The sequence below is a fragment of the Blautia sp. MSK18_10 genome (assembly GCF_020553185.1).
Classification (GTDB): Bacteria; Bacillota; Clostridia; order Lachnospirales; family Lachnospiraceae; genus Blautia_A; species Blautia_A wexlerae.
This window is the reverse complement of sequence record NZ_JAJCGT010000001.1, coordinates 56,657-77,919: the sequence shown is the minus strand read 5'-3', so window position 1 is coordinate 77,919 and position 21,263 is coordinate 56,657. Positions and strand designations below refer to the sequence as shown.

Sequence of the window (21,263 nt, the reverse complement as noted above, 5' to 3'; positions counted from 1 at the left end):
TCCATGCAGGGAAAGATAATAAAAGGAATTGCAGGATTTTATTACATCTATGCAGAAAATGATGAGATTTATGAATGCAAAGCAAAGGGAATATTCAGAAAAGATAAACAGAAACCTCTTGTAGGGGATAATGTGGAGATAGAGGTTTTGGATGAACAGGAGAAGGAAGGCAGTGTGACTGCCATCCTTCCCAGAAAAAATTCATTGATCCGTCCGGCCGTTGCCAATGTGGATCAGGCTTTTGTGATTTTTGCAATGGAGAATCCTAAACCTAATTTTATGCTGCTTGACCGTTTTCTGATCATGATGGAGAAAGAGAATGTTCCGGCAGTCATATGTTTTAACAAGAAAGATCTTGCAAAACAGGAAGAACTGGAGCTTTTATATGAAACCTATAAGAGCTGTGGATATGATGTGATTTTTTCCAGTACTTTTAATGGAGAGGGACTGGATGAGATACGTGAGATCCTGAAAGGAAAAACAACTGTAGTTGCAGGACCTTCCGGTGTGGGAAAATCTTCAATTACCAATGCACTGCAGGAAAATGTACAGATGGAAACCGGGGAGATAAGTAAGAAGCTGAAACGTGGAAAGCATACCACGCGTCATTCTCAGGTGATACCGGTGGGACATGATACTTATCTGATGGATACACCGGGATTTTCTTCTTTATATCTGACAGATATAGAAGAACAGGAACTTAAGGCGTATTTTCCGGAGTTTCGCAGATATGAAGAACAGTGCAGGTTTCAGGGATGCAGACATATCCATGAACCGGACTGTGGCGTGAAAGCAGCATTGGCAGAGCATAAGATCAGCCAGCTTCGCTATGAAGATTATCTGGGACTTTATAATGAATTAAAAGAGAAAAGGAGATTCTAATTATGTATCAGTTGTGCCCTTCTATTTTATCGGCAGATTTTAACCGTTTGGGCGAACAGATCAAAACCCTGGAAAAAGAGGGGATTGAATGGCTTCATATTGATGTTATGGATGGTGATTTTGTACCGAGTATTTCTTTTGGAATGCCGGTGATAAAGTCTATCCGAAAGGAATCAAAGTTGTTTTTTGATGTACATCTCATGGTTACAGAGCCTGAGAGATATATCAGAGATTTTGTGGAATGTGGGGCAGATTCCATTACAGTACATGCGGAGGCATGTGAAGATCTTGAGAGAACTATTGAACAGATCAGGGAAGCAGGTGTGAAGGTGGGAGTTTCCATCAAACCGGCTACACCTGTAAATGATATAAGTCATATGCTCAGCGATGTGGATATGGTTCTGATCATGACTGTACAGCCGGGATTTGGCGGTCAGAAGTATATGGAAGAATGTACGGAAAAGATCAGGGAAGTACGTGAACTGATCGAGGCCGAGGATCTGGATGTAGATGTTCAGGTTGATGGTGGTATCAATGATGAGACAATGGAGACAGTGCTCACAGCAGGTGCAAATCTGCTGGTAGCAGGTTCTTATGTTTTCAACGATGATCTGGCAAAAAATGTAAAACATGCCAGAGAACGAATGGATGAGATCATAAGAAGGATTGACTGAGGAAGAGCATGATAGATACGATAATTGTAAGCGGGGGCAATATCCACAGTGATTTTGCCCTCGATTTTTTAAAAAAGAATGAAGCCTGTCTGATCGCAGCTGATAAAGGGCTGGAATTCTTTCTGGAGCATCAGCTTTTGCCGGATGCAGTTATTGGAGATTTTGACAGTCTGTCTGAAGATGGAAAAAAATTCCTGGAAATTCAGGAAGAAAGAAGTATGGACAGTGAAATTCCCTATGGTGGAATGACTGAGTGGAAATTGCAAAAAGGCTTTGGAAATGAAAAAAAAGAAATAAAAGTTATCCGCCTGAGACCGGAAAAAGATGACTCAGATACACAGTCTGCCATGAATTATGCGATCAGGACCGGTGCGAAAAAGATAGTGATCTTTGGTGTGACAGGAAACAGAGTAGATCATCTTATGGCGAATTTCGGACTCTTTGTCCTGGCACAAAACCAGGGGGCAGAAGTAACACTTGTGGATCAGTATAATTATATGAAGCTTATTTCAGACGGAACAGTTCTGAAAAAGTCAGAACAGTTTGGAAAATATGTGTCATTTTTTCCATTTGGAGGAAATGTGACAGATCTGACTCTGGAAGGATTTAAATATCCCCTGAGTAACTATTGTCTGACAGCAGCAGACAGTGGACTTACTGTAAGCAATGAGATAATCAGCGAACATGCCAGAGTTACATTTAGCTCAGGAGAATTGCTTATGATAATGTCAAGAGACTAAAACACAAGACACGTTTTTTTGATGAGTTTCCCAGGGAGGCACTGGAGCTTGCAGATGAGCTGAATTTACCGCTTTTTTTACTTTATAGGAAAGACCGCCTGCGGTGCTCTGCTGAATTAAAAAATGCCCGCACGGAGGCGGGCATGATAACAAGAAAATTCCTGGATTAGAAAATATAAAAATTTTCCTCGCCAAATTGTTATCAGATTCGTCATCATTTAGAAGATAATCCATATCTGGAAGTCCTTTCTCGTTTCTCCTGCTATATAATATTCTGTAAATCATTTTGCATGGATGTTCGCTGGTAATAAGTATTTATGATATCCTGTAAAGTAATCGTATTCATCTTTTCTTCAGCGTTTTTTTGAATTTCATTATAAAATCCCTGCAAAGATAACTGAATATTAATACCAACACCACAATCAGGATTGGTATGAGTATCTAAATGAAGCAGCGGTTTCTCACCTTCAACTGCCTTATAAATATCCAGCAATGTAATCTGGTCTGCCGGTTTTGAAAGAGAAGGACGGGCATGTCCGGCTACACTGGTCATAAGTCCGGCCTTTTTTAGTTTTAACATAAGCTGGCGTACAAAGCCGGGATTTGTATGGACACTTTCTGCAATTGAGGCACTGGAGAGGGATTTTTCCTGGTTGATAGCAATCAGAACCATTACATGGACAGTATCGCTTAATTTCGTTGAATATTTCATGATAAGAAACTCCTTGTAGTATGATATAATGATTTTGCTTTCACATTTTTGAGACAAAAATATTTCTGGTTTGTCTAAAACATTTCAAGTTCTCAACAGTTCTTTCCAATATGTTGAGAAACTGTGCATATTTATTATTTTGATGATTGTAAATAATATAATTACAACTATAATGAAATTTAAAGGAAAAGTCAACACAGGAATGAAACTTACGGAGGATTGTATAATATGCTGATCGTAGACAAATTTATGAAACTACCAAAATCCTTGAATAAACATTGATTATTATATGATGTGATAAAATATTCACAGAGGAGAACTTATGGAATACAAAAATCAAACAGAAAATCGTGCATTTCAGGAAATGTTGCAGGCAGCAGTAAAACGGCTGCAAAATCGTTCCGGAGAGGATATTGCTGCAAAAAGCGGGGCTGTTTTTCATAGCAGCCGAAATGTGCTTGAAGTACTGAGTTTTTATGAAACGATTGAAATTCAACTCCCTGAGTTTCGTATTAACTCAGACATGGACGAATGGCATTATCTGACATTGCTGCATTATCTGGATATGGCCGATGGAACAGAAGGTTCACAGAAGCTCATTACTTTTGGTAACCTGAAAGATGGATTGATTCGAGGAACCAAGTTTGACCGGACTGCAGAGCAGAAACTGGAAAAGCTTTTGCAGGATAAAGATCCTGAGAAAATTCAGAAAGCATGTAAAAACCTAGGTGCAGAATTCACAGAGACAAAGGCGGATCTGTGTGCTGTTTTTCCAGTTCTGCCAAGATATCCGGTAACTTTAAAGATATGGTTTGCAGATGAAGAATTTCCTGCATCTGGCAAAATATTTCTTCAGGATCATGCTGATCATTATCTGAGTGTAGAAGATGCGGTAACAGTTGGAGAAATTTTGCTGCAAAAATTATCGGAAGCATTTTCTTCCCTCTGATCATGAATCAGAAAACTTTCCAGCCCGGATTTGATAAATTTGTCGATTACTGTCTGAATCTGTTTCCAGTCATTACAGTGATTGCGGAGCATCAGTCTGTTGATGGAAAGGCAGCCATTCATTTGAAAATAAAAAACCGATTCTGCCTGTTCAAAGGTCAGGAGGCTGTGTGACATAAGCCAGGTCACATAGCCTTCTTTTGTATTTTCTGCTATTTTTTCCAGAAGAATAGGGGCAATTGCATCATCCAGAAACAGTGCCCTGTATTGTGATTCCATCTGTATTTTCTGACAGAACGGATAGGAACAGCTTTTTTGATTTAGACAGAATAAATGATCTACAGTTGTTAACATATCCTGAGTCATATCATTAAAAATATCTGATAATACATCATAGATATCGTAGTAATGAAGATAAAAAGTGCCACGGTTGATTTCAGCATTTTTGCAGACCTCAGTAACTGTAATTTTCGTAAAACTTTTCTGTTTTAACAATTCTAAGAACGTATCTTTTATGGTTTGTCTGGTATAGCGGGTACGGCGATCTTGTTTTCTCGTTTTTTCTGACATTATATACTCCTGTATTAGTTAGTATCATATGATTTCTCAACAATTTTTCTGATGTGTTGAGTAACCATACAAATCTCACAGACTGATTATTGTAATTTATATAGTAACAACTATAATGAGGTTTAAAGAAAAAGTCAACAGATTGTTCAGAATTTTAGGAGGAAAAACATGGGACATGTAATTGCAGTATCAGGAAAAGGTGGCGTAGGAAAAACAACTCTTTGTGGACTGTTGATCCAGTATTTATGTGAAAGCGGAAAACGTCCGGTCCTGTCGGTGGATGCAGATGCAAATGCAAATTTGAACGAAGTGCTCGGTGTTGAGCCGGAGGTCACACTTGGGGAGCTGAGAGAAGAAATTGAGCGGGCAGGCATAGACCCACGATATCAGATTCCCTCCGGTATGACAAAACAGGCATATCTGGAAATGCGTCTTTCTGATGCGATTGCAGAAGAAGACGATTATGATTTGATGGTAATGGGACGAACCCAGGGACAGGGCTGCTATTGTTTTGTAAATGGTCTTGTGCAGACCCAGGTTCAGAAACTGCAAAGCCATTATCCATATATTGTGGTTGATAACGAAGCAGGTATGGAACATATCAGCAGAGGAATCCTGCCAATGATGGAAGTTGCCATTCTTGTAAGTGACTGTTCCAGAAGAGGTGTTCAGGCAGCCGGACGTATTGCAAAGCTGATGAAGGAGTTAAACTTTAAACCACAGAAAACTGGATTAATCGTGAATCGTGTTCCGGATGGAAAACTGGATGCCGGAACTCTGGAAGAAATCCGAAATCAGGGATTGGAACTGTTAGGGGTTGTACCACATGATGACCAGGTATATCAGTATGACTGTAATGGAAAGCCGATCATACAGCTTCCGAAAGATTCTCCGGTCAGAAGTGCACTGGGAGAAATTGTAAAGAAGCTAGGACTGTGAGAGAGGGAGGTTCTCTTTATGATTTCAGCCAGACAGCAGTAGATGAGATAAAAAAATAAAAGAAAAATTAGGTTAAGAAAATAATAGAATATATACAGGAAAAAGGTGAAAAGATGGGATTTTTTTCAGGATGTATGGACGCCAGAAACATGACTTCAATTGAAGAAGTTAAATGTCCGAAATGTAGTGCAGATATAGAAGTATTTGTGAGAGATGGAAAAACAGTTGGCGACAGTGTATGCGATAACTGTGGATATACGATAAAAGAAAACCAGATTATACAGGTGTAATTTGTAATATTACATCCACTTGACTCAGGAATGAAGCAGTGATATACTAAAACAAAAGTTATTTATAAAATAACAGTAAAAACCTGGAACTATATTGTGCGGGCTTGAACAGTTACAAAAAATGCAATTCTTGTGGAGGGTATAGGATGATACAGATTGCAATTGTGGAAGATGAAGAAATTTACGTAAAACAATTAACAGAGTATATCCGGAAATATCAAACGGAAAGGGGAAGATCAATAAAGGTTACGGTATTTGGTGATGGAGAAGATATCACTGAGAATTACAGTGGCGGTTTTGACATTATTCTGATGGATATTCAGATGCGGTTCATGGACGGTATGACAGCAGCAGAAAAAATCCGTCAGATGGATCAGAAAGTAATTATTATGTTTATTACAAATATGATTCAATATGCAGTACGTGGATATGAAGTTGATGCAATGGATTATGTAGTAAAACCAGTTGAGTACTTTTCTTTTTCGCAGAAACTGGATAAAGCAGTTGGACGTATGCGCTCTGAGGTTAAAGAATTTCTTACGATTCCGATTGGGGAAGGAGTTGTAAAGATAGATATAGCAGATATCTATTTTATTGAGGGGCAGAGACATAATGTAATTTATCATACTTCGAGAGGAGATTACTGTTCAAGAATTACGATGAAAGAACTCGAAGAAAAACTTGCGGTACATAATTTTTTTCGATGTGCAAAGGGATATCTGGTAAATATGAATCATGTAGAGGGATTTGTTGGTTCTGATTGTGTGATCCATAATGTACATATACCTGTCAGCAGAACCAGAAAAAAAGAATTCATGAATCTGCTTCTGCAAAACCTCAATATGGAATGATTTCATGCGAAATGGAGGATACTATGTTATATCAGGATATTCCAAGAATTTATACGGCAATAGCAGAGTGGGGATCATGTCTGGTTTATCTTTATATCCTAAAAAAAGAAAACATGAAATCTGTACATTTTTTTACAGGCAGTCTTTTCATGTTGGCAATGCAGAGTATTTTTCTGACTTTGACAGGCAGCGTAACTGAAATTTTGTGGATTCCCTGTATGATGATCGCTGCAGGTATGATGTATGGATTTCTTATGGTCGGAGGAAATATGAAGCCTCTGGGAGCGGCTTATTGCTGTGCCCGTGCATTTGTTCTTGCAGAGTTTGCAGCTTCGCTGCAGTGGCAGATGGTATCTATTGTACAGGCATGGGGGAATCAGAGCCTCGGGGTTGAAATTCTGATTACGATGGTTGTTTTTGGAGGCTGCTTTACTATTGATATTTATTTAGAAAAAGATCTTCTGAAGCAGAATTATCTTGAACAGATGACAGTAAAGGAAGTAGTAGCGGCGGCAATCATGGCTGTTGCAATCTTTGCTTTTAGTAATCTGAGCTTTTTAAATGAAAATGCACCATTTGCGAGCAGAGAACGTGCAGATATTTTTTCTATCAGAACACTGATCGATTTTGGAGGAATTGCAATCCTGCATGCTTATCAGAGCAGGATCAGTGAGTATGTTGCCGAGAAAGAACTTTCAGTAATGAACGTGATGCTGAAAAGCCAGTATGATCAATACCGAAATTATCAGGACAGCCTGGATCTCATACAAATGAAATACCATGATCTGAAACACCAGATAACGGGACTTCGTGCGGAATCAGATGAAGAGAAACGAAAAAAATGGATTGATTCCATGGAAAAGGAAATCGCTGCTTTTGAGAATATAAGCAGAACGGGGAATCAGGTACTTGATACGATTTTGGCAGCTAAGATTTTCCATTGTCGAAAAAATCATATACAGATTACCTGTGTGGCAGATGGAAAATTATTGGATCATATGCATGTAACAGATATATGTTCTATATTTGGAAATGCTTTGGATAATGCGATTGAACATGTAATTTTAATTCCAGATCCGGAAAAAAGACTGATCCATCTGACAGTATCCGCTCAAAAAGGATTTGTGTTCATCAAGATAGAGAATTATTGTGAAGCAGAAATTTCCAAAAATGAAGAGGATCTGATTACAACAACAAAAAAGGATAGTAAAAACCATGGTTTTGGATTGAAGAGCATTCGTAAAGCTGTAGAAAAATATGATGGTTCTGTAGTATTTGGAGTACAGCAGAACTGGTTTGAATTAAAGATTCTTTTACCCAGAGTATTGTAATGCTCTGGGTATTTTTGTTGCCAAGCATACGACAGGTCCGGTGGACCTTTTTTAGTATTTTGTGCCATATTTGCTGCATCTTGTGCCAAAAACGGCACGAAATAATAACCATGTTATAGTAATGTCAACAAGAAATGATACCTGAAAAAGGCGAGAGAGTCAAAGGAGGAAAAAAGAGAATGATCAGTGTTGAAATGGAAGATGTTCTGGCGGTATTACAATTATGCAAACCGTATATTATCGGTATTATTGCTGCACTTGTAATTGGAATCGTAATTATGATCGCATGCCGCAGGATGTCCAGGGGCAAAAGATTTCTGATAAGAGGAGAAGCTGCGATCGCAATGGTTCTTGCAGTTGTTGTCTGCGTGAATATGATCTGTTTTGGACCAATGTCTACGTTGATTGGACTGGCAACGGGAAATGGAACTTTAAGCGATGAAACAAATGAAGAAGCTGCGGAAGTAGCAGAAGAAATTATGGAAGACGGAATTGTTCTTCTGAAGAATGAAAGCCTGCTTCCTTTAAATGAAACAAAAAAACTGAATATTTTTGGTTGGGAATCTATTAATCCGGCTTACGGCGGAGCTGGTTCCGGTGGAATTAATGATCTGTATGATATTGTCAGTCTGAATCAGGGACTTGAAAATGCCGGATTTTCTATTAACCAGGAGCTGGTTGATTTTTATAACAATTATGGTGCAGATAATCCGGAAATGTCTATCCAGAAACAGAGCTGGACATTACCGGAGCCACCTGTAGATACTTACAGTGATGAGCTTATTAAAAGTGCGAAAGAGTATTCTGATGTGGCAGTTGTGGTTCTTTCCAGAAAAGCAGGTGAAGGTCATAATGATATTCCTATGGATGTAAGAAAAGCAGCATATGATAATAATTCAGATGAATATGATGATTTTCCTGAGGGAGAGCATTATTTACAGCTTTCACAAACTGAGAGAGATATGGTAGATATGGTTTGTTCAAACTTTGATAATGTGATTGTGGTTTATAATGGAGCAAATCAGTTTGAACTTGGTTTCGCAGATGAATATCCTCAGATTAAATCTGTTGTATGGTGCCCCGGAACGGGAAATGTGGGATTTAATGCACTTGGTAAAGTATTTTCAGGTGAAGTCAATCCTTCCGGAAAAACACCGGATACATTTATTTATGATATGACGACTGCTCCGTGGTGGAATAATGCAGAAAAAACGGAGTATACAAATCTGGCAGATATGGCCGTTGAAGGAATGAACGCAGGAACTGCCCAGGTGTATGCTCCGGCATTTACCAATTATGTGGAAGGTATTTATGTAGGATACAAGTACTATGAAACAGCTGCACAGGAAGGTGCGATTGATTACGATAAGACTGTACAGTATCCATTTGGATATGGTCTGAGTTATACGGAATTTGAACAGAAAATGGGTGAATTGGAGGAAAAAGACGGACAGATTTCTGTAGATGTAGAAGTAACCAACACAGGAGATGTTGCCGGAAAAGATGTAGTAGAAGTGTATTATAAACCGCCATATACAAATGGGGGAATTGAGAAATCTTCTGCAAATCTGATCGAGTTTGCAAAAACAGATCTGCTTCAGCCGGGAGAATCTCAGACTGTTACAGTTACATTCAGTATAGAAGATATGGCCTCTTATGATGAGAATAATGCAAAAGCGTATGTTCTTGAAAAAGGCGATTACGTGATCTCTATTAACAGTGATTCACACACTGTGCTGGATCAGAAAACTTATACTGCAGATGCTGATGTAGTATATGAGGGAGAAAATAAAAGAGCATCAGATGATACTGCAGCAACAAATGTATTTGAAGATGCAAAAGGCGATGTGACATATCTGTCACGTGCTGATCATTTTGCAAATTATGAAGAGGCTACAGCAGCACCGGCATCTGCAGAGCTGGGTGAGCCATATGTTTCTGAATATCATTTGAACAGCAACTTTGATAAGACTACATATCTCAATGATAAGGATGTAATGCCGACAACGGGAGCAGATAATGGACTTACATTAGCTGATATGTGTGATGCTGATTATGACGATCCTCGTTGGGAAAAACTTCTGGATCAGCTTACTGTTGATGAAATGGCAAATATGATTGCAATGGCTGGCTATCAGACAGCAGCCATGGACTCTGTGGGAAAAGTGGCTACACTTGATTTCGATGGACCAGCAGCAATTAATAACAACTTTACAGGAGTTGGTTCTATTGGATTTCCAATTGAAGTTGTGGTTGCTTCCACATGGAATAAGGGACTTGCACAGGCCTGGGGTGAATGCATGGGCAAGATCAGTCAGGAAATGGGTGCAGAGGGCTGGTATGCACCAGGTATGAATACTCATAGAACCACATTTGGAGCAAGAAACTATGAATATTTTTCAGAAGATGGAGTTCTTGCAGGAAATATGGGAGCAAAAGCAGTAGAAGGAGCAAGAAAATATGGAGTTTATTCTTATATCAAACATTTTGCTCTGTATGAGGGAAATGCAAAGATGGTAAGTGTCTGGTCAAATGAGCAGGCAATCCGGGAAATCTATCTGAAACCATTTGAAATTTCTGTAAAACAGGGTGGCGCAAATGCGGTTATGGTTTCCTGGAGTTTCCTTGGAGATAAATGGACTGGAGAAAGCAGTAACCTTATGAATACAGTTCTCAGAGATGAATGGGGATTCAGGGGAATGGCACTTACAGACTTCTTCCGAAACAATGGTCATGGATTTATGAATGCAGATGCAGCTTTGGCGAATGGAGTAGATGCAATGTTGTCCACATTCAACGGAGAAGAGAACAATGTAGCCAATCCGGAGCATCCAACAGCTGTACTTCAGATGAGAAATGCCTGCAAAAATGTCATGTATACAGTTGTAAGCAGCTGGGCTTATGATGGAGAACACGAAGAAACAGGTATGGAAAACTGGAAAAAAGCAGGAATTGGTATCGACATTGTAATGGCACTTTTCATGGCAGGAATGGAAGTACTGGTAATCAGAGGATATAAGAAAAGAAAGAATGCTGAATAAGGAAGAAAGTGGGATGGAAAACAGTTATGAAACAGCAAAAATTGATTGAAAAGATGACAATAGAAGAAAAGGCAGCGATCCTCAGTGGAAAAACTGTCTGGCAGACCAGAGAAATTGACAGGCTTTCCATCCCGTCCATCTTTCTTTCGGATGGACCGCATGGAATCAGAAAACAGGCAGGAGCAGGAGACCATTTGGGACTGAATGCATCCATGAACGCAACGTGTTTTCCCACAGCGGCGACGATTGCAAACAGCTGGAATCAGGATCTGGGGGAAGAGATTGGACAGGCCCTTGGAGAGGAAGCAGCAAGTATGGATGTAAATATCCTGCTTGGTCCGGGATTAAATATTAAAAGAAGCCCGTTATGTGGAAGAAATTTTGAATATTTTTCAGAAGATCCATATCTTTCCGGGAAGATGGCAGCGTCATATATTCGTGGAATACAGAGTAAAGGCGTTTATGCCTGCCCGAAGCATCTGGCGGTTAACAGTCAGGAACTTCGGAGAATGGCAATGGATGCAGTTGTTGACGAACGGACATTAAGAGAAATTTATCTGACCGGTTTTGAGATAGCTGTTAAAGAAGGACACGCAAAAGCAATCATGAGCAGTTACAACCAGATTAATGGGATTTATGCTAATGAGGACAAACATCTTTTGACAGATATCTTGCGCAAAGAATGGGGATTTGATGGAATTGTAGTAACAGACTGGGGCGGAAGCAATGACCATGTGAAAGGTGTTGCTGCCGGCTCAAATCTGGAGATGCCGTCCTGTGGGTACGATTCTGCAAGAGAAGTGATTGCTGCTGTCCGAAATGGAAAGCTGAAGGAAGCGGATTTGGATGAAAGAGTTGGAGAACTGGTGGATGCAGTGATGGAACTGACATCAGGGAAGAAGCTTTCAGATAAAAACTTTGACAGAAACGCACATCATCAACTGGCAAGGAAAGCAGCAGCAGAAAGCATGATTCTTCTGAAAAATGAAAAACAGATTCTTCCTCTGGATACCCAAAAATCCATCGCTATTATTGGAGATTTTGCTTTTTCACCCAGATATCAGGGGGCAGGATCTTCTATGGTCAATCCAACAAAAGTAGAAGATATGTCAGCGATTTTGCAACAATATGATCTGAATATTCTGGGGATGACAAGAGGCTATCAGAGAAATGGAGATGTAGATGAGAATGATAGAAAGTTTGCATTAAATTTGTCTATGAACGCGGATATTGTGATTTTCTGCTTTGGTCTTGATGAGATCAGTGAATCAGAAGGACTGGATAGAACCCATATGCGTATTCCGCAGAATCAGATAGATCTTCTGCAGGATATCAGTAAAGTGAATGAAAATATTATTGGAATACTGAGTGCAGGATCTGCGATAGAAATGCCATGGCACACCTGCTGCAAAGCGATTTTGCATGGCTATCTGAATGGACAGGCAGGCGCTTCTGCAACATTGGATATTCTGACCGGAAAAGTGAATCCATCAGGAAGACTGGCAGAAACATATCCCATCTCTTATGAACAGACACCGGCATTCCGATATTATCCAAGTAATGAGAAAACATCGGAATACCGCGAGAGTGTTTATGTGGGATATCGCTATTATGATACTTCAAAAGTTCGGGTGCAATATCCATTTGGCTTTGGGCTTTCTTATACGGAATTTACATATTCTGATCTTATCATAGAAGAGGATGGAATCAAAGTTTCGGTTACCAATACAGGTGACAGAGACGGAGCTGAGGTTGTTCAGATGTATGTAGGACTTCCTAATGCAATCGTATTCCGACCGGAAAAAGAACTGAAAGGTTTTGCAAAAGTTTATCTAAAGGCAGGAGAAAGCAGACAGCTCAGGATTCCCTTTGATGATAAGACATTTCGTTATTGGAATATAAAAACGGGACAGTGGGAAATAGAAACAGGAACTTATCAGATTATGGTAGGAGCCAGTGTTGCAGATATTCGTTTAACAGGTACGACTGAGAGAACAGGAAATAGTAAAGGGTATCCGTATAATCCGGCAAAAATGCCTTACTATTATACAGGAATCGTGCAGAAAATATCAGATGAGGAATTTCATGAACTTCTTGGCCATGAGATACCGAACGGAAGATGGAGTGGAAATCTGGGAATCAATGATGCAATCTGTCAGATGTATTATGCAAAAAGCCGACTTGCAAGGCTGATATATAGATATCTCACAAAAATGAAAAAGAAGAGTGAGGCACAGGGAAAGCCAGATTTGAATATTCTTTTTATTTACAATATGCCGTTTCGGGGGATTGCCAAGATGACCGGTGGGGCAGTCAGTATGGAAATGGTATATGGAATTGTCGATGCTGTGAATGGCCACTTTATGCTTGGAGTAAAAAAAGTAGTTGGCGGATATTTCAGAAACAGAAGAAATAATAAGAAATATGAAAAATTATTAAAAGGAGCCGGAGGGAAGTGCAGATGAATCATATAAAAAATATATGGAAATGTTTTGAAGAGAAACATGCTACTTTTGCAAAATGGCTTTATCAGATATTCTATTTTGTTATATTCAGTATGGGCGTGACAGTATTCCAGTATCTTGTATTTACATTTTTACCAGGGATTTTGGGAATTGGTCTGGCTGGTACAGAATTTATGTGGCCAAAGGTTTCCATGAATCTGTTTGGAGTAAAATTTACATGGAGTTTACTGGGGTATAATGTATTGCGTGATGCAACGGGGAATATACTGATCGGTGGTGGACTTGGCTATTTTATCAGTTATGAATTGGGGTCATTTCTTGCACAGTGTATCAATTTTCCACTTCAGAGAAATATTACTTTTAAAAGCCATGGAAATCCTGTATATCAGGCAATCTGGTATTTTATAGCATGGGTGGTAATTTCACTGATCTGTAATGGATTTAATAATCTGTGGATGCCAGTTGCATCTGCATATGTGGCACCGGCAGTCTATAACATGCTTGTGACAATTATTACAGGTGGAGTTTCCATGGTGATTTTTTTCTTTGTGTTTAAAATTATTTTCCCGGAGGGGAAGGCTGAATCTTTCTGATAAACTGCGGAGCAGTTATTCGGTTATGAGCAAGTAGCAAAGCGGATTGTGAATATCCGCTTGACTAAGGCATTTACCTGAAATAGGTGAGTGCTTTTTTGTTTTCAAGTATTCTATAAGAGGCTGTATTTATGCCCTTCATCTTTTGAATATGTGTAAGGACATTTTTTGAGCCGGTATAAAAATGATTTTTACAATAATTAGAAATAGAAATGAGGCGAGAGAAGAATTTGAAAAATTCATTTCGAAAAGTGTGGAAATATTAGCAGGAGATGAGATGAAAATGAATATTCACAAAGATAAGATGCTATGGTATAATACAAAGTACTGTATTAGGACTTCTGATGAGAGAAGCTGAAATATGGGAAAAGATTTAAAAGGCAAAGAGCTTGGATTGTGAATATCCACTTGATTGTCATTTGATATGTTGGTCAATCAAAGATTTAGCTATTGGACTGGGATAAAATCAAAGGATTTATAGGAGGAAATATAAAAAATGAAATTAGGAATCGTCGGATTACCCAATGTTGGAAAAAGTACATTATTTAATTCATTGACAAAGGCAGGCGCAGAATCTGCAAATTATCCGTTCTGTACCATTGACCCTAATGTAGGTGTTGTTACAGTGCCGGATGAGAGACTGAAGCTTCTCGGAGACTTTTATCATTCTAAGAAAGTGACACCTGCTGTAATTGAATTCGTAGATATTGCAGGACTTGTAAAGGGAGCATCCAAAGGAGAAGGCCTTGGAAACCAGTTCCTTGCAAATATCCGTGAGGTAGATGCAATCGTTCATGTAGTCCGCTGCTTTGAAGATTCCAATGTTATCCATGTAGATGGAAGTATTGATCCTATCCGTGATATTGAAACTATTAATCTGGAGCTGATCTTCTCAGACCTTGAGATCCTTGAGAGAAGAATTGCAAAAGTTACAAAAACAGCACGCATGGACAAAGAGGCTGCCAAGGAGCTTGATTTCCTTCAGAAGGTAAAAACACATCTGGAAGATGGCAAGATGGCAATCACTATGGAAATGGAAAATGAAGATGAAGAAGCCTGGATGTCTACTTATAATCTGCTTACCTGGAAGCCTGTGATCTATGCAGCAAACGTAGCAGAAGGAGATCTGGCTGATGACGGTGAAAGCAACAGCCATGTACAGGCAGTGCGCAAATATGCGGCAGAGCAGAACAGTGAGATTTTCGTTATCTGTGCAGAAATCGAAGAAGAGATCTCTGAACTGGATGATGATGAGAAGAAAATGTTCCTGGAGGATCTGGGACTGACAGAATCAGGACTTGAGAAACTTGTAAAAGCAAGCTATCATCTTCTTGGACTGATGAGTTTCCTTACTTCAGGTGAGGATGAGACAAGAGCCTGGACAATTAAAATCGGAACAAAAGCTCCTCAGGCAGCAGGTAAGATCCATACAGATTTTGAAAGAGGATTTATTAAAGCTGAGGTTGTAAATTATCAGGATCTTCTGGATTGTGGTTCCTACGCAGGTGCCAGAGAGAAAGGTCTTGTAAGAATGGAAGGTAAAGAATACGTTGTACAGGATGGAGATGTGATCTTATTCCGATTCAATGTATGATGAACAGGTGATTTATGGAAATGTCGATACGTTTTCCGGGACTTGGCCTGGTCTTTGATTATGTGCCACGCTCATTTCAGATATTTGGAATGGAATTCACCATATATGGAGTACTGATTGCTGTGGGTGCTCTTCTTGGAATGGGACTTGTGACACTTGAAGCGAAACGAAATGGGGAAGATCAGAACAGGTATCTCGATATGATGCTTATCTCCCTGCTGGTTTCAGTGGCAGGTTCTAGATTATTTTATGTGGCTTTTTCATGGGGATTTTATAAAGAAAATCTGAATGCCATACTGGACTTTCGAAATGGTGGTTACGCTTTATATGGTGGTCTGCTCTTTGGATTTCTTGCGGCAGCGGTATTTTGCAGGATTACCAAAACGTCATTCTGGCAGAGTGCCGATATTGCGTGTCCCGGAATACTTCTGGGACAGGCTATAGGGCGCTGGGGTAACTTTTTTAACAGAGAGTCTTTCGGAGAATATACAGATCTGCCATGGGCAATGCAGATACCGGTTTCAGCTGTGCGGTCAGGAGAAGTTTCGGGAGCAATGAGAGATAATCTGCTGACCATAAATGGGATTTCATATATTCAGGTTCAGCCGATTTTTCTTTATGAAAGTCTGTGGTGTCTGCTGTTATTTCTGCTGTTGATGGCCATGCGCCGAAAAAAGAAATATGAAGGCGAATTGTTTATGATCTATCTGGCAGGTTATGGTCTGGGAAGGTTTTTCTTTGAATGGTTCAGAACAGATAAGCTTTATATTCCGGGGACAAAAGTGGGGATTTCGCTGGTAATTTCCGCTATATTATTTGCTGTTTTTATGCCTGTAGTGATCGTACGCAGAGTGATGGCACAGAAAAGAGATACTATGCGCCGGCAGAGGAAAAAAAGATTTCTGGACGAGTCAGTGAAAGAAAAACAGATGTTTCCTGAGACTTCTGAAATGAAACCGGAACCGGAAATCCGGCCGGAGATGGATGAACAGGTAAAGCCAGATGTGGGAACTTCTCCCACAAATTCAAAAGAAGAACAGTAAAAAAACATATATCTGAAAGATAAGTGGGTTGAAAGTGGAAATTCAACCCACTTTTTGTGTATAAAAGCCCATTTTTCTCGTAAAAATAAGGTTGTTTCATAAATGTTAACAGAGTTCTAAATTTTAAAAATCTTTTTCTCCCCCTTGTTTTTTCAGCCTAAATAGTTTAGAATAAGCACATAAGTGGTAGAAAGTGGTGAATAGTGGTGGTGAGTGGGGAATAACGGCAGAGTCCATTACCACCTGAGAAATCTGAAGGGGAGATTCAGATTTTGCGAGAGTAGGTGAGTAACATGTTCATGGGAGAGTATAACCACACGATCGACGCGAAGGGGCGTCTGATCATTCCTTCTAAATTCAGGGAGCTCTTAGGGGAAGAGTTTGTTCTGACAAGAGGGCTTGATGGCTGTCTTTACATTTATCCGATGGATGAATGGGAATCCTTTGAAATGAAGCTCAGATCTTTACCACTTACAAATAAAAATGCCAGAACTTTTTCACGATTCTTTGTAGCTGGAGCAACTACATGTGAACTGGACAGGCAGGGACGAATCCTTGTACCGCAGACACTGCGCGAATTTGCCGGTCTGGAGAAAGATGTGGTTCTGACAGGTAATCTGAACAGAATTGAAGTTTGGAGCAAAGAAAAATGGAATGAGATCTGTGATTATGATGACATGGACAGCATTGCAGAGAGCATGCAGGACATGGGAATCACAATCTGACAGGTCTCGTTTGAAGTATCTTGCAAAGTAAATCCAGACAGGAGACGGAGATGGAATTTAAACACAAATCTGTATTACTGGAAGAGACCATTGAAGGTTTGAATATCAAACCGGACGGAATCTACGTGGATGGTACTTTAGGAGGTGCAGGGCATGCCGGTGAGGTATGCAGGAAACTTTCTGCCAAGGGGAGATTTATTGGCATAGATCAAGACCAGGATGCGATAATTGCTGCGAGTGAGAGGTTAGCCCCCTATAAACAGGCGACGATCATTCGCAGCAATTATTGTTACATGGTACAGGAACTGGCAGCAAGAGGCATCTATAAAGTCGACGGGATTCTCCTTGATCTTGGAGTATCTTCCTATCAGCTTGACAATGAAGAACGCGGTTTTACCTACAGGGTAGATGCACCGCTCGATATGCGCATGGACCAGCGCCAGACGCAGACAGCCGGCGATATTGTCAACGGCTATGAAGAAAAAGAATTATACCGTATTATTCGTGATTACGGTGAAGATAAATTTGCAAAAAATATTGCAAAACATATTGTTGCCGCCAGACAGGTGAAACCGATCACAACCACCGGAGAACTGACAGAAATCATCAGAGAATCCATTCCCATGAAGATGCAGGTGAAGTCAGGACATCCGGCCAAGAGAACTTTTCAGGCAATCCGTATTGAGCTTAACAGAGAGCTCGATGTGCTGCGGGATTCTCTGGATGGAATGATCGATATTCTTGATGATGGCGGAAGACTTTGCATTATCACTTTTCATTCTCTGGAGGACAGAATTGTAAAGACGATTTTCAGAAAAAATGAAAATCCGTGTACCTGCCCTTCAGATTTTCCTGTATGCGTATGCGGGAAGAAATCCAAAGGAAAAGTGATTACAAGAAAGCCGATTCTTCCGGGGGAGACAGAGATGGAAGAGAATCCGCGTTCCAAAAGTGCAAAGCTTCGGATTTTTGAGAGAGTATTATAATTAGAGAGGCATGAAATGGCGAGAACGACCAGGAGTGAAACAGCAAGAAGAAGCAGAACCAGTGCCAGAACAAACAGAGGAATGTATGTTGACGGAAATACGGTCAGACGTCTTGCAGAAGTTCCGGAGAGAAAGAGGCAGCCGGGAAGACAGAATCCGGGAAGGCAGCAGACCAATCGAAACCGAAGAGTGCAGGCGAGTCCTGCGCAGGTACCAAGGCAGAAACATCAGTTGAGTAAAGAAGCACAGAAGAACAGGCAGAAGGCGACTGCAATGAACTGGGGATTTGTAGCGTTTCTGGCAGTTGTATGTGTGGCGATATTATTCTGCTCTGTGAAATATCTTCGTTATAAATCAGAGATTACCGCAAAGATGAGTACAGTTGCATCTCTTGAGGAGGAACTGGCAGATTTAAAAGAAGACAATGATGCATATTACAGCCAGGTGACATCAAATGTGGATCTGAATAAGATTAAGCAGACTGCATTGGGAAGACTGGGGATGAAATATCCGTCAGATGATCAGACAGTAACCTATTCTACATCGGGTAACAGCTATGTAAGACAGTATCAGGATATACCAGATTCAAAGTAGGTGATTAATTGAGCAATACGGGAAGAAAGAGTCGAAGAAGACCACAGAGAAAAATAAATCAAAACATGAAAGAAAAGCTGCTGATATTGTTTGGAATTGTGTTACTGCTTCTGGTAATATTAGTGCTGAGAATTACTTATATTAATGCTACCAGTGGAAGCAAATACAAAAAACAGGTGTTAAGTCAGGCACAGCAGAAATATGAGAGCCAGGTACTGCCGGCAAAGAGAGGCGATATTTATGACAAGAACGGAAATATACTGGCTACCAGCAATAAAGTTTATAATGTGATCCTGGACTGTAAAACTGTAAATTCAGATGAGGACTATGTAGAGCCAACAATACGTGCCTTAAATGAGGTGCTGGGGATTGATGAAGAAACAGTGCGTTCTCTTTTGGCCGATTCAAGAACCAGCCAGAGTCAGTATCAGGTACTGACAAAACAGCTGTCTATGGACAAAAAGAAAGAATTTGAAAAATATAAGGCAGAGGATGAAGATTCCGGTCTTACTAAAGCGCAGGCAAAGGAACGGGCAAATATCAAAGGCGTCTGGTTTGAAGAGGATTATCTGAGAAGTTACCCGTTTAATGAAACAGCATGCGATACAATTGGTTTTGCACTGGACAGAGATGTGGCAGATATCGGACTGGAAGGGTACTATAACAGCACACTGACAGGCGTAGACGGAAGACAGTATGGGTATATCAATGATGATTCAGATGTGGAGCAGACCATTATTGCTGCGGTGAATGGAAAAAGCATTCAGACCAGCATTGACATCGGTGCACAGCAGATTGTTGAGAAATATGTTAATGGATTTAAAGAGGCAATGGGGGCCAAGAATATAGGTGTCATTGTTGAAAATCCGTCCACCGGTGAGATTATTGCCATGGATGGTGGTGACCGTTATGATCTGAATAATCCGAGAGATCTTTCCGCTGTATATACAGAAGATGAAATCAAAGCGATGAATGATGTGGAAACAGTGGAGGCTCTGAATGGTATGTGGAGTAATTTCTGCGTCACAGATGCCTATGAGCCGGGATCTGTTGTAAAGCCGATCGTCATGGCTTCTGCATTGGAAAAGGGTGCGATACAGGAAACAGATACATTTGTATGCGATGGATCGCAGACTTTTGGAGATACTATGATCAAGTGTGCGGTTTATCCGAGCGCACATGGCACAGAGACACTGGGAGAGGTAATTGCAAACTCCTGTAATGATGCAATGATGCAGATTGGTGCCAAGATGGGAGCTACTCAGTTTATCAAAGCACAGAGTCTGTTTAATTTCGGAACAAGGACAGGGATTGATCTGCCGAATGAAGGCGCAGGTATTATCCATACTAAGGACAGTATGGGGGAAACAGAACTTGCATGTTCTGCTTTTGGACAGGGTTTTACCTGTACCATGATCCAGGAAATCAATGCGATGAGTTCCGTTATCAATGGCGGATATTATTATCAGCCGCATCTTGTGACAAAGGTTCTTGACAGTAATGGCGGAACTATAAAAACAATCTCGCCGATACTTCTGAAGCAGACGATTTCCTCCAGGATTTCCAGTGATATCAGAAGCTATATGGCATTGAGTGTACAGCAGGGTACCAGCCGTCATTCCAAAGTGCAGGGTTACAGTTCAGGCGGTAAAACAGGTACAGCGGAGAAATACCCGCGAGGAAACGGAAAATATCTGGTTTCTTTTATTGGATTTGCTCCTGTAGATGACCCGGCTGTGGTAATTTATGTAGTTGTAGATGAACCGAATGTAGAGGATCAGGCAAACAGTACTTATCCGCAGTATATTGCACAGGGAATCCTTTCGGAGCTTCTTCCGTATCTGAATGTAGTGCCGGATGAATCTGAAGATGGAACAGTGCCGGAGACAGAATTGTGGGAAGGGTTTAAGGGACATTTAAAGAGTACTTCCATATCGGACAGCGAACTTGACAGTGACGGTAATCTGGTGGATGCAGATGGCAATCTGATAGACTGGGATGGAAACCGGATTGATGAAAACGGATATCTGCTGGATGCCAATGGAGATCACATATTGGATGAGGAAGGCAATTATAAGATGTCTACAAATCTTGTCAGTGCTTCGGGAAGTACGGATGCAGATTCTTCAGGAGATGCAGTATCCAATCCTGATGCACCTGCACCTCTGGAGGATGATGAAGCTGAGACGACTGAGGATAATGACGAAGAGACGGACGGTATTACCAATGAAGAAGCAGGTCTGGAATAAAAACGTATAGTTATAGCTCCGCAGAGAATGGTCATA

At 40.3% G+C, this 21,263-nt stretch carries 19 protein-coding genes; 17 read left to right on the top strand and 2 right to left on the bottom strand.

What is annotated here, in order from left to right:
* Positions 1 to 3: 3 nt before the first annotated feature.
* Genes rsgA through LI074_RS00325 form a run of 3 tightly spaced genes read left to right on the top strand, consistent with a single transcriptional unit; the run spans position 4 to position 2,296 of the window.
* Positions 4 to 882 carry a ribosome small subunit-dependent GTPase A gene (rsgA, locus tag LI074_RS00335; RefSeq protein ID WP_055199782.1) on the top strand — a complete coding sequence of 293 codons (879 nt, stop codon included), beginning with the start codon at positions 4 to 6 and terminating at the stop codon, positions 880 to 882.
* Entirely contained in the window at positions 882 to 1,556 is a 675-nt protein-coding gene (gene rpe, locus LI074_RS00330; protein WP_026648253.1) for a ribulose-phosphate 3-epimerase, read from the top strand. Before rsgA ends, rpe begins: the two co-directional genes overlap by 1 nt.
* 8 nt (positions 1,557 to 1,564) lie before the next feature.
* Positions 1,565 to 2,296, top strand: coding sequence for a thiamine diphosphokinase (locus tag LI074_RS00325; protein ID WP_265107626.1), 732 nt, complete (start codon positions 1,565 to 1,567; stop codon positions 2,294 to 2,296).
* 262 nt (positions 2,297 to 2,558) lie between these two features.
* Here the strand turns inward: LI074_RS00325 and LI074_RS00320 are convergent, their stop codons facing one another.
* The gene (locus LI074_RS00320; protein ID WP_055058138.1) at positions 2,559 to 3,008 is read right to left on the bottom strand and encodes an Rrf2 family transcriptional regulator; all 450 of its coding nucleotides are present in this window, start codon (positions 3,006 to 3,008) and stop codon (positions 2,559 to 2,561) included.
* A 322-nt stretch (positions 3,009 to 3,330) separates the two neighbouring features.
* Between LI074_RS00320 and LI074_RS00315 the strand changes: the two genes are divergently transcribed.
* The gene (locus LI074_RS00315) at positions 3,331 to 3,957 is read left to right on the top strand and encodes a DUF3786 domain-containing protein (protein WP_118610332.1); all 627 of its coding nucleotides are present in this window, start codon (positions 3,331 to 3,333) and stop codon (positions 3,955 to 3,957) included.
* Here LI074_RS00315 and LI074_RS00310 read toward each other — a convergent pair.
* Positions 3,879 to 4,526, bottom strand: a complete 648-nt coding sequence (locus LI074_RS00310; RefSeq protein WP_173697576.1) for a TetR/AcrR family transcriptional regulator — start codon at positions 4,524 to 4,526, stop codon at positions 3,879 to 3,881. The genes LI074_RS00315 and LI074_RS00310 overlap by 79 nt on opposite strands.
* A gap of 168 nt (positions 4,527 to 4,694) precedes the next feature.
* Between LI074_RS00310 and LI074_RS00305 the strand changes: the two genes are divergently transcribed.
* From LI074_RS00305 to LI074_RS00245, 13 genes are all read left to right on the top strand, one after another.
* On the top strand, positions 4,695 to 5,465 hold the full coding sequence (locus tag LI074_RS00305) for an ATP-binding protein (RefSeq protein WP_173697575.1): 771 nt from the start codon (positions 4,695 to 4,697) through the stop codon (positions 5,463 to 5,465).
* Positions 5,466 to 5,578: 113 nt separating this feature from the next.
* Positions 5,579 to 5,755, top strand: a complete 177-nt coding sequence (locus LI074_RS00300) for a hypothetical protein (protein ID WP_155512369.1) — start codon at positions 5,579 to 5,581, stop codon at positions 5,753 to 5,755.
* Positions 5,756 to 5,901: 146 nt separating this feature from the next.
* Positions 5,902 to 6,606 (top strand): LytR/AlgR family response regulator transcription factor, encoded by a 705-nt coding sequence (locus LI074_RS00295; protein ID WP_019162588.1) that lies wholly within the window; start codon positions 5,902 to 5,904, stop codon positions 6,604 to 6,606.
* 23 nt (positions 6,607 to 6,629) lie between these two features.
* Positions 6,630 to 7,937: an ATP-binding protein gene (locus LI074_RS00290; protein ID WP_118616772.1), complete on the top strand. Its 1,308-nt coding sequence runs from the start codon at positions 6,630 to 6,632 to the stop codon at positions 7,935 to 7,937.
* A 179-nt stretch (positions 7,938 to 8,116) separates the two neighbouring features.
* Positions 8,117 to 10,978 carry a glycoside hydrolase family 3 C-terminal domain-containing protein gene (locus tag LI074_RS00285; protein ID WP_025578139.1) on the top strand — a complete coding sequence of 954 codons (2,862 nt, stop codon included), beginning with the start codon at positions 8,117 to 8,119 and terminating at the stop codon, positions 10,976 to 10,978.
* Positions 10,979 to 11,004: 26 nt separating this feature from the next.
* The gene (locus LI074_RS00280; protein ID WP_173697574.1) at positions 11,005 to 13,443 is read left to right on the top strand and encodes a glycoside hydrolase family 3 C-terminal domain-containing protein; all 2,439 of its coding nucleotides are present in this window, start codon (positions 11,005 to 11,007) and stop codon (positions 13,441 to 13,443) included.
* Positions 13,440 to 14,036 carry a hypothetical protein gene (locus LI074_RS00275; protein ID WP_055059339.1) on the top strand — a complete coding sequence of 199 codons (597 nt, stop codon included), beginning with the start codon at positions 13,440 to 13,442 and terminating at the stop codon, positions 14,034 to 14,036. Before LI074_RS00280 ends, LI074_RS00275 begins: the two co-directional genes overlap by 4 nt.
* A 496-nt stretch (positions 14,037 to 14,532) precedes the next feature.
* The gene (ychF, locus tag LI074_RS00270; RefSeq protein ID WP_008706507.1) at positions 14,533 to 15,630 is read left to right on the top strand and encodes a redox-regulated ATPase YchF; all 1,098 of its coding nucleotides are present in this window, start codon (positions 14,533 to 14,535) and stop codon (positions 15,628 to 15,630) included.
* Between the two features lie 20 nt (positions 15,631 to 15,650).
* A complete protein-coding gene (gene lgt / locus LI074_RS00265; RefSeq protein ID WP_243246119.1) occupies positions 15,651 to 16,673 on the top strand; it encodes a prolipoprotein diacylglyceryl transferase in 1,023 nt (340 codons plus the stop codon).
* Between the two features lie 293 nt (positions 16,674 to 16,966).
* Positions 16,967 to 17,398 carry a division/cell wall cluster transcriptional repressor MraZ gene (gene mraZ, locus LI074_RS00260; RefSeq protein ID WP_020993618.1) on the top strand — a complete coding sequence of 144 codons (432 nt, stop codon included), beginning with the start codon at positions 16,967 to 16,969 and terminating at the stop codon, positions 17,396 to 17,398.
* A gap of 50 nt (positions 17,399 to 17,448) precedes the next feature.
* Complete coding sequence (gene rsmH, locus LI074_RS00255) at positions 17,449 to 18,384, top strand: 16S rRNA (cytosine(1402)-N(4))-methyltransferase RsmH (protein ID WP_055058148.1); 936 nt, start codon at positions 17,449 to 17,451, stop codon at positions 18,382 to 18,384.
* A 15-nt stretch (positions 18,385 to 18,399) separates the two neighbouring features.
* Complete coding sequence (locus tag LI074_RS00250; RefSeq protein ID WP_020993617.1) at positions 18,400 to 18,978, top strand: hypothetical protein; 579 nt, start codon at positions 18,400 to 18,402, stop codon at positions 18,976 to 18,978.
* 65 nt (positions 18,979 to 19,043) lie between these two features.
* Positions 19,044 to 21,227: a peptidoglycan D,D-transpeptidase FtsI family protein gene (locus LI074_RS00245; protein WP_008706513.1), complete on the top strand. Its 2,184-nt coding sequence runs from the start codon at positions 19,044 to 19,046 to the stop codon at positions 21,225 to 21,227.
* The last annotated feature ends 36 nt before the right edge of the window (positions 21,228 to 21,263 follow it).